The sequence below is a fragment of the uncultured Nostoc sp. genome (assembly GCF_964245575.1).
Taxonomy (GTDB): Bacteria; Cyanobacteriota; Cyanobacteriia; order Cyanobacteriales; family Nostocaceae; genus Nostoc.
Genome location: NZ_CAXTNP010000037.1, coordinates 1 through 10,024, shown reverse-complemented (window position 1 = coordinate 10,024; position 10,024 = coordinate 1). Strand labels below are relative to the sequence as shown.

The window sequence follows — 10,024 nt, the reverse complement described above, 5'->3', positions numbered from 1 at the left end:
AAATCATCAAACTAGCTCGTGGTTTCTTGCTGTCAAGATTCAACTCTATGGACAAACCTTTTTTGTATGACCAAGACTTCTATGGCTGGACACAGCAGCAGGCTAAAGCGTTAGAGCAGAGGCTAGTTATGGAACTAGACTGGCAATACCTGCAAGAAGAAATTCAAGCTTTAGGGAGACAGGAGTATCGGGAACTCGTGAATTGTCTGAGTGTATTACTCGGTCATCTCTTGAAGTGGGAGTATCAACCCGAACAACGCTCTCGCAGTTGGTTTTTAACAATTCGAGAACAGCGTCGCGCCATCCACAGACATTTGCGACATAACCCCAGCTTAAAGTCTCGAATCGAAGAAGCCTTGTTAGATGGCTTTTAAGCGGGAGTCGATTTAGCGCTACGACAAACTAACTTACCATTACGAACTTTTCCAGAGCATTGCCCCTATTTATTTGATGATGCGATCGCAGACAATTTTCTGTGCGATACTCGTCAAGACTGGGAAGGATAATTCATGCCATTTTTGTTACGCTCATTTGTTACTTGGAGACACGTTATATTTTTCAATAAGTAATAGAAACTAGCTTTTCAAAATCTTGGTAATTAAAGCTTTGTTGCTTTTTACAAAATTTACCATATATATGGTAGTACACCTTGTTATCTTTAAATTTGAAGAAACATCCTGCTATAGGTAATTGCCCACCTTTTAGTCGAAAAATTATTGTGTTTAAAGCATATTTACCATACTTTTTAGCAAGGTAATTAAAACTATCAAAATTTCCATTTACAGCTTTTTCAAAGTCTAGTAAATCGTTCTGTGTGCTATTAGAAGTTTGCAATATTAAAGGTGGTATATCTCCAAGGCTCTTAAGATATCTACTCGTAAATACTGCGTCTTTTTTTATATATGCAATTATTTGATGATAATTATATAAAATACCAATTTCTGAACAAGAATTTGTTAAGTATCTCTCTATCTGCTTCTCGTGATTTTGTAAGTTTTCTTCTTCTCGCTTTACTTCCACAATCATCAAAGGAGAGTAATATGGTTTAAAACTTTTATTTTTGACAGTTTTATATAATTCTATATCATGATTATTATACTCAACTTTAATATCAATTTCATTTGGGAACAAACCACTTTGATTTATCAAAAAGTAGATAAAGAATTGTCTAACCTTTTCTTCTGGTTTTCCATCAAGAATAATTTCCTTACCTCTAACTAAACATTTTGTATATTCTGTATAATTTTTCTTATATATATTTAGTTTTTAGTTATTTATTAAATTAAACTAATAATAAATAGTAACAATTATTTAATTAACAAAGAATATTAGGGATACAATAAGATTGCATCCCTTTATATTTAGCATGTAATTTAAAATTGCTAAATGTCTACTATTGTCCGAAAAACTTTAATATTTTAGTCACTAATTCTGCCCAATACTGTCCTGCTTTAATCTCTAAAAATGTATTTAGGCTTGGGTCAGTCTCAAGTTCGCGCTTCCAAGTGTGACATACGTTATCTCCATATTTTTCACCTTTACGCTTTTCCCTACCTTTTTCATTAATTAGAGCCATCCAAAATTCTGAATCATTGCTTTGAGGTGATAGTTTTCTTATAGCTTCATGTTCAATTTCTACCCCTACCTCACTAATAAAATCATCATACAAGGAGTTAAATTTTATTACTAATTCAGGAATAAGTGTCTTCAAATATTCATTTGCCGATGTAAGTTCATTAAGAATATTTTCTAATTCCTGCTTTGCTTGTTTTGTAAACTTATTCAACATTTAATCTTCATTTATTCCCTCAGCAAAAACCCTCATATCGTAATATATATCTATATTCCTTGGCTTATAGTAACCGAAGTTTCTATGGATAGCATGTTTAGTATTCCATGCCCGATAAACAGTACGATAATATTCAATATATTTATCAATAAAATCTTTATAAACAAAACTAGGTACTCTTTTATTTAAATAGCGTAAATCGTTGAGCTTATGAATGGCATTTTCAATTGCTTTGATTTCTGATCCTGTCAAAGCATCACCATTTTTTATTCTCGTAAAGCTTTCTTGGATATTTTTTATTTCTTCCAATAAAATATTCTGCCTACGTTCTACTACACTGGCTACAGCTTTGAGAAAATCATCTTTATCTACCTGTACATCTTCTTCATTATAAATATCAGTATTTAGCTTGACTATATCATCACGGTAGTACCTCAAAGCATCATAGAACAAAATGTTTTCCAAGAAAAAATCTAGGTTTAAACGCTTGAATGTTGCTTGAATCTCTTCTTTTATGATTTTAATTCCTATATCTCGATCTCCATGACATCCATTTACTCTTTCAGGTTCATTTTTGTGAGGTAATACCAAAGTTACAAATCTATGATGAAAATCTTTGGATTTAGATGTAAGGTGATAACCTATTAATTTACTGATATTAGCTTCAGGTGCTGCATTAAAAGGAGTTACAAAGAGACAGATAGTATCCTGATTTTCAATATATTTTTGCAAGTCTTTACGAATTGGATTTTCATCAAGTCCTTTAGTATCCACAATTGAATCAAACTGAGACAAGTTTGAGCCAGATAAAACATCATAGCTCACATAAAGATATATTTTTCTTGGAATAGCAAACTCTTTTAGCTCAACATTATTAATGGCAGCAAAGGTATTTTTTATCCATTCTTGCTCATTCTTTTGATTATCAAATTCAATCTTATTATTATTTCTAGATTCAAGGTTTGCATTATTCAAAGCAAGTTTTTTAAACTCATCTAATCCTAACTTATCAAATTCTTCCTTAGCTAGATCAATTTTTTTTACTTCATTATTAATTGTTGGATAGCGTAACTTCATTTCTGTAATATTCCTAATAGCCCTTTCAATTTCTTGAGAAATAATTATCTTCTTATCTGGGTTAGGATTATCTTTATCTGCAATATAGTCGCAGAAGTCAAAAATAAGATTTTCTATCTCATCAACCGTATAAGGCTCTATCTCTATGTAAGTTTTTTCCGCAGCTTTGATAATTACTTAACATATAGTAGTTTTACCTGCTCCCGTTGATAGTAACTCTTTGGTTTCGATTACATTTCGAGACTTATTAGCAATAGTTTTGGAAACATTAAAGTCGCTTATTAAATTAAAAATATGACAAATAGCTGTGGTCTTTCCTTGACCAATAGTACCTATGAAAACAATTTTATATTTTTCTATATTAAGAATTTTTTCTATTTCATCTAATCGGTTTAACTTGGATTTTAAATTATTGATGCAAATATGATTAAATATATTAATCTCAGAATGACTTGAAAGTTGATTTATTTCCTTCCTCAAATTTTGTTTCAAGAATGCAATTTCTTCTTGCCACGTTATAGTCAACATACTGTTTACCCTGTTTTGATGCTTACTTACTTGATATTTACAGTATGCCCATTATGGTTAAATATCTAACAAAGGCCTCATAACACCACCAAACAAGCCTCTGTCAACCCTTTAGCCACGCTAATTTTGGTTGGAGTTCCAGGTTCTGGTAGAAATACATAACGGCTACACAAACTAAGTTCGTCTGTGCGGACTCCAGGAAGTTCAAACCCACGCAGGTGGATTTTGTCTGTATAGCTGCAATTTATAATCGCTAGGACTAGGATATTTTTACTGGCAGTTAAAGAATAAATGGTTTTAAAATGGTGAAATCTTAAATGATTTAGAGGGGTATGTATGTCGCTACGCAATGAGCCTTTAGATTGGCATTTTGAATCAAATGAGCCTTATATCCCAGTTTACCATAAAGGTGATTTGGTAGGATTTTTTAAACCAGAATATGCTAGCGAAATTATTAAGTTTTTAAATGAAGAAGAAGTTTTAAAGAAGGCACTAAAAATGGCTTGTACTGATTTAATTAAAAAAATGGGAGGCGATCCCAGAAAAGTCTATTATTTAATGGAAAAGTATATAAAAGCTAGTGAGCGTCCGAAGCATGGAACGAGAGCGATCGCAGTTTTACTTCATGATAGGCAAAAAGAGCTTGACTTAAGTAACCAGGAATTTACTAAATTCTGCGGCACCTTTAAATTATCCCCTACTGAACTGAATAATATTTATGCTGGAGAAGCATTTGATGATAGTTTGTTAGCTCCCATATCACGTATATTAGGAATGGCAAAAGAGCAATTGCTGAAAGTACGAGATGGTTTGGAAGAATCAAGCAACATATAAGTAGCAAATCAAAATATTAAAATGATATAAATTGTGAAAACAGATATCATCTTTTATCGGCTGTTTCAAGAATTTCCTGATATATTCTTTGAGCTGATTGGGAATCCTCCAGAATCAGCTAGCCTGTATCAATTCTCATCAGTTGAAATCAAACAAACAGCCTTCAGAATCGATGGTGTGTTTATACCAACACAAAAAAGCGAGAACCCGATTTATTTTGTTGAAGTGCAATTTCAAGCTGATGGGGAAATTTATTCACGGCTAATTGCAGAAATATGTTTATACATCCGTCAGAATCAACCATCAAATGACTGGGGTGCTGTGGTTTTATACCCAAATAGGAATGTAGATATAGGCAATATCAAACATTACCGTGAGTTTTTCACAAGTGGGCGCGTCAGGTGCATTTATTTGGATGAATTAGGTGAAAGTACATCGCTTCCAATTGGCATTGCAACTGCTAAATTAGTAATTGCAACCGACGATATAGTGATCGCACAAGCTTGGGAGTTGATAAACAGAACCAAGTCAGAAATAAACTCACCATCAAAACAGCAGCAATTATTACAATTTATAGAGACTATTTTGGCTTACAAGTTTCCCACAATGAGTAGGGAGGAGATGGAGGAAATGTTTGGCTTAAGCGAGTTAAAGCAAACCAGATTTTATCAGGAAGCCTTTCAGGAAGGTGTTGAACAAGGCATTGAACAAGGCATTGAACAAGGTGAAGTTAGAGGTGAGCTTAAAGGGAAACTAAAAGCAGTACCAGCAATGTTGGCTGCAGGGTTGACTGTAGAGCAAGTAGCAGAAGCCTTAGATTTAAGTGTCGAAGAAATTAGACAAGTAACACAAAGCCAGCCTTGAGATGGATGTGGTAAATTTTATCCGTGACTCAAGCCAAATTTGGTTTGTGGCTCTCCATACTTGATCACGACGAATTTATAGTTAATTTTTGTTAATATTAGAGGCGGTGTTAGTACTTCGTCCTCAACCACCCACTCCCTACCTGAGAGAAACTTAATGCTGCGACTAGAACATATAAGTAAAATTTATCCTACAGGCGAAGTTCTCAAAGATATCAACTGGGAAGTTAAACCAGGCGATCGCATTGGCTTAGTCGGTGTCAACGGTGCTGGAAAATCCACCCAACTCAAAATCATCTCTGGGGAAATGGAACCCACTGCTGGCGAAATTATCCGTCCTAATAGCTTACACATAGCCTACCTCAACCAAGAGTTTGAAGTAGACCCCACCCGCACCGTTAGAGAAGAATTTTGGACTGTCTTCAAAGAAGCCAACGAAGTACAGTTATCTCTGGCGCACGTACCACAAGAGATGGAAACGGCTAACCCAGAGGAACTGGATCGACTGATCGACAAGTTGGATCGCTTGCAGCGCAAATTTGAAGCCTTGGATGGCTACAACTTAGATGCACGCATCGGGAAAATCCTACCAGAGATGGGGTTTGGGCTAGAAGATGGTGATCGCCTCGTCAGCGCCTTCAGTGGTGGTTGGCAAATGCGGATGAGTTTAGGTAAAATCCTCCTGCAAAAACCCGACTTGTTGCTGCTGGATGAACCGACTAACCACCTAGATTTAGAAACCATTGAGTGGCTGGAAAATTACCTCAGAGGGCTGATTACGCCGATGGTAATAGTCTCCCATGACCGGGAGTTCCTTGACCGCCTCTGCACCCAAATTGTGGAAACTGAACGTGGCGTTTCCAGTACTTATCTTGGTAACTACTCGGCATATTTGTCACAAAAAGCCGAAAGTCAATCAGCACAACTTAGTGCTTACGAACGCCAGCAAAAAGAATTAGAGAAACAGCAAACCTTTGTTGATAGATTTCGCGCCAGTGCTACCCGCAGTACCCAGGCAAAAAGCCGAGAAAAGCAACTCGACAAAATTGAACGCATTGAAGCACCCATTGCTGGGGTAAGAACTCTACACTTCCGTTTTCCCCCTGCACCCCGCAGTGGACGCGAGGTAGTTGACATTAAAGATTTAACTCACCTCTATGGTGATAAAATACTGTTTTTGGCAGCAAATCTGCTAATTGAAAGAGGCGATCGCATTGCTTTTCTTGGCCCCAATGGTGCTGGGAAATCTACCCTTCTGCGTGTAATTATGGGTATGGAACCACCCACAGAAGGTAGCGTTCAATTAGGGGATCATAACGTTCTTCCCGGTTACTTTGAGCAAAATCAAGCTGAAGCTTTGGACTTGAAGAAAACTGTCATGGAAACTATCCATGATGAAGTACCTGACTGGGATAATCAAGAAGTCCGCACGCTTTTGGGACGCTTCTTATTCACTGGTGATACTGTATTTAAGGCAGTTGGGGCATTAAGTGGAGGAGAAAAAGCTCGTCTAGCGTTGGCAAAAATGCTCTTACGTCCCGCAAACTTACTAATTTTAGATGAGCCGACAAACCACCTAGATATTCCAGCTAAAGAAATGCTGGAAGAGGCGCTACAAAACTATGATGGCACGGCAATTGTAGTCTCTCATGACCGCTACTTTATTTCTCAAGTAGCAAATAAAATCGTCGAAATTCGTGATGGAGAATTCCGCGTCTATTTAGGAGATTATCATTACTATCTCCAGAAAATTGCCGAAGAAAAAGAACAAGCAAAATTAGCTGCAATAGAAGCCGAAAAAGCAGCGAAAAAAGCTGCTAAAGCTGCTAAAGCTTCCACGAAAAGGAAATAAGGGATTGGATAATGCCTTAGTAGTAGCGCGAAAACGCTACTACTAAGTAATCACTCGTTAATAGCGCTCAAAAACATCATAGACAAATTACTAAAATTAAAAAAATCTTTCAAAACACTGCAAGTCATTCATAAAAGAATTTAATAAGCAAAAATTCACTTGCGGCGTGGATTAGCAGTGGTATCATTCGAGTATTACAAAAAGTAAAGGGCAATTTTACTATGACCAAAGCACCTGTTGCTCCTGTGGTGCTAGTCATTTTAGACGGATGGGGCTACTGCGAGGAAAGGCGAGGAAACGCTATTGTTGCTGCTAAAACTCCAATCGTGGACAGTTTATGGGCAGCTTACCCGCACACCCTCATCCACACTTCAGGAAAAGCCGTAGGGTTGCCAGAGGGTCAAATGGGCAACTCAGAAGTTGGTCATTTGAACATTGGTGCTGGGCGAGTGGTACCGCAAGAACTTGTACGCATCTCCGATGCAGTCGAAGACGGTTCTATTGCCTTAAACCCAGCACTCGTCAAAATTTGCCAGGAAGTTCGCTCTCGGAATAGCAAGCTGCATCTAGTCGGGCTTTGTTCTGAGGGAGGGGTACATTCGCATATCACCCATCTATTCGGACTACTTGACTTAGCCAAAAACCAGCGAATTCCAGAAGTTTGTATTCACGCTATCACCGATGGTCGTGACACCGCCCCAACTGACGGTGTAAGAACAATCGCACTGCTACAAGATTATATAGACCGCATAGGAATTGGGCGCATAGTCACCCTCAGCGGTCGCTACTACGCGATGGATCGCGATCACCGCTGGGATCGGGTCAAACGCGCCTACGACATGATGATACAAGATAGTGTTGGTAATGGTCTCAAGGCTGTGGAAGTCTTGCAAGCATCTTACGACATAGGGATAAAAGATGAATTTGTCAACCCCATCCGAATTGCTCCCGGCGCAATACAACCAGGGGATGGGGTGATATTTTTCAACTTCCGCCCCGATCGCTCCAGACAACTGACTCAAGCTTTAGTCAGTCCCAAATTTGACGGTTTTGAAAGACAGCAAATCACACCGTTGTCCTTTGTCACCTTTACGCAGTACGATTCAGACTTACCCGTGGCTGTAGCCTTTGAGCCTCAGAATCTCAGTAACATTCTGGGAGAAGTTATAGCCAATCATAGTTTGAATCAGTTCCGCACCGCCGAAACTGAGAAATACGCCCATGTCACCTATTTCTTTAATGGGGGTCTGGAGGAACCTTTTCCCGGAGAAGATCGGGAATTAGTAAGCAGCCCGATGGTAGCAACTTACGATCACGCCCCAGCGATGTCAGCAGCAGCAGTTACAGATGTTGCGATCGCTGCGATTCAAAAGGGTATATATTCTCTAGTTGTGATTAACTATGCCAACCCAGACATGGTAGGGCATACTGGTCAAATCGACGCTACCATTACAGCAATTGAAACAGTTGATCGCTGTTTGGGTCGCCTATTAGAGGGCGTTATTAAAGCTGGCGGTACAACAATTATTACTGCCGATCACGGTAACGCTGAGTATATGCTAGATAATCAGGGTAATCCCTGGACAGCTCACACGACTAATCCAGTCCCCTTAATCTTGGTGGAAGGAGAGAAAGTCAAAATCCCTGGATATGGTACAAATGTCGAACTGCGAAGCGATGGCAAGCTATCCGACATCGCCCCTACGATTCTAGAGATTTTACAGCTGCCTCAGCCACCAGAAATGACAGGGCGATCGCTGCTGAAAACAGCAGAATACGAGCTACAACGTACTCGCACTCCCGTGCAAGTAGGGCTGTAAAAGATTGCTGAGTACTGAGTTAGGAGTTTACTAAAAACTCCTAACTCCTAAATTCTGTTTTTTGAAACTTTTTATAAATGAGATTCCTACCATGACAGTTACTAATATCGTGCAAGGCATTTGGGCATTTTCTGCCACTGGTTTGATTATCTTAGTTTTACTGCATAGCCCTAAAGGTGATGGGATTGGGGCGATTGGCGGACAAGCCCAGCTATTTAGCAGCACCAAAAGTGCAGAAAACACCTTAAACCGAATTACTTGGGCATTGACAGTAATTTTTCTCGGTTTGACAGTAGTTTTAAGTGCTGGTTGGCTGCCTAAATAAGGATAGGTAAATGGGGAAAACAACCCAACACCCGATATTTAACATCCTAATAAATTTAATTTCACGACGGTTAATTACAGATCTTGCCTTATTTATTGGCACAGGGCTGTTAATCGTTTTTATTAATCTTCAGTCGAGTAATGGGTTTACAATAACACCAAAATATGCATATTCAGACTTAATAATCTCTCTCCCTCCATCATCTCCCCTAAAATCCCATCCCTTAACGCCTACACTTGCACAGTGGCAAGATAGCACTAACAGTGGTGACTACTTTTCCCAAGTTACAATAACCCAAGTTGGTTATTTAGTCTGGTCAAAATTTCCTGTTCGAGTTTACGTAGAACCACCAAAAGCCATCAGCGAAAAAGAAGCTCAAGCATGGCTTAATGCTGTCTTGCAGGGTGTACAGGAGTGGAGTACTTATTTACCTTTGACAATAGTCGAACAGTCCGAAATTGCTGATATTACGATTGTGCGAAAAGCGCCACCTCTACAAATTTCCCTTGGTAGTAATATACCCCGTGCGCGATCGGCACAAACTACTTACGAGTTATACACCAGCAACAAAGTTTTATCCCACCGCTTCACCATCTTGCTAAGTCCCAGTCAAACAGGTGAGTATCTCATTGCAGCAGCCCGCCACGAATTCGGTCATGCACTCGGAATTTGGGGTCATAGTCCGCTACAAACTGATGCGTTATATTTTTCCCAAGTTCGCAACCCGTCGCCTATTTCTCCCAGAGATGTAAATACTCTAAAGCGGGTTTATGAACAGCCAACCAGTTTAGGATGGTCTTTAGTGGATGATTCAAAGATTAATTGATTGATATCATGTCCGCATAATTAGTTATGCTAACCATAGTCATTACACCCCACCCCCAACCCCTCCCCGATGCTTTGGGGAGGGGAGACAAAGCGTAGGTTTGGCGGGGT

The 10,024-nt window shown here is 38.8% G+C and carries 10 protein-coding genes and 1 pseudogene; 7 read left to right on the top strand and 4 right to left on the bottom strand.

Features of this window, described 5'->3' with window-relative positions:
• Nucleotides 1–47: 47 nt before the first annotated feature.
• Nucleotides 48–506 (top strand): annotated as a pseudogene (locus ACFFAP_RS08635) (DUF29 domain-containing protein).
• Nucleotides 507–558: 52 nt separating this feature from the next.
• Here ACFFAP_RS08635 and ACFFAP_RS08630 read toward each other — a convergent pair.
• The 4 genes from ACFFAP_RS08630 to ACFFAP_RS08615 all read right to left on the bottom strand — a co-directional run bounded on the left by ACFFAP_RS08630 (nt 559) and on the right by ACFFAP_RS08615 (nt 3,394).
• Nucleotides 559–1,257: a type I restriction enzyme HsdR N-terminal domain-containing protein gene (locus tag ACFFAP_RS08630; RefSeq protein WP_375510858.1), complete on the bottom strand. Its 699-nt coding sequence runs from the start codon at nt 1,255–1,257 to the stop codon at nt 559–561.
• A 136-nt stretch (nt 1,258–1,393) separates the two neighbouring features.
• A complete protein-coding gene (locus ACFFAP_RS08625; RefSeq protein WP_375510836.1) occupies nt 1,394–1,789 on the bottom strand; it encodes a hypothetical protein in 396 nt (131 codons plus the stop codon).
• On the bottom strand, nt 1,790–2,866 hold the full coding sequence (locus tag ACFFAP_RS08620; protein WP_375510835.1) for a hypothetical protein: 1,077 nt from the start codon (nt 2,864–2,866) through the stop codon (nt 1,790–1,792). It lies immediately after the preceding gene.
• 177 nt (nt 2,867–3,043) lie between these two features.
• A complete protein-coding gene (locus tag ACFFAP_RS08615) occupies nt 3,044–3,394 on the bottom strand; it encodes a hypothetical protein (protein ID WP_375510834.1) in 351 nt (116 codons plus the stop codon).
• Between the two features lie 336 nt (nt 3,395–3,730).
• Between ACFFAP_RS08615 and ACFFAP_RS08610 the strand changes: the two genes are divergently transcribed.
• From ACFFAP_RS08610 to ACFFAP_RS08585, 6 genes are all read left to right on the top strand, one after another.
• Entirely contained in the window at nt 3,731–4,228 is a 498-nt protein-coding gene (locus ACFFAP_RS08610) for a hypothetical protein (protein ID WP_375510833.1), read from the top strand.
• A gap of 33 nt (nt 4,229–4,261) precedes the next feature.
• A complete protein-coding gene (locus ACFFAP_RS08605) occupies nt 4,262–5,092 on the top strand; it encodes an Rpn family recombination-promoting nuclease/putative transposase (RefSeq protein WP_375510832.1) in 831 nt (276 codons plus the stop codon).
• A 156-nt stretch (nt 5,093–5,248) separates the two neighbouring features.
• Nucleotides 5,249–6,943 (top strand): ABC-F family ATP-binding cassette domain-containing protein, encoded by a 1,695-nt coding sequence (locus tag ACFFAP_RS08600; protein WP_375510831.1) that lies wholly within the window; start codon nt 5,249–5,251, stop codon nt 6,941–6,943.
• 221 nt (nt 6,944–7,164) lie between these two features.
• Nucleotides 7,165–8,763, top strand: coding sequence for a 2,3-bisphosphoglycerate-independent phosphoglycerate mutase (gene gpmI / locus ACFFAP_RS08595; protein WP_375510830.1), 1,599 nt, complete (start codon nt 7,165–7,167; stop codon nt 8,761–8,763).
• 91 nt (nt 8,764–8,854) lie between these two features.
• A complete protein-coding gene (gene secG / locus ACFFAP_RS08590) occupies nt 8,855–9,088 on the top strand; it encodes a preprotein translocase subunit SecG (RefSeq protein WP_094328436.1) in 234 nt (77 codons plus the stop codon).
• 10 nt (nt 9,089–9,098) lie between these two features.
• Nucleotides 9,099–9,914, top strand: a complete 816-nt coding sequence (locus tag ACFFAP_RS08585; protein WP_375510829.1) for a peptidase — start codon at nt 9,099–9,101, stop codon at nt 9,912–9,914.
• Nucleotides 9,915–10,024: the final 110 nt, after the last annotated feature.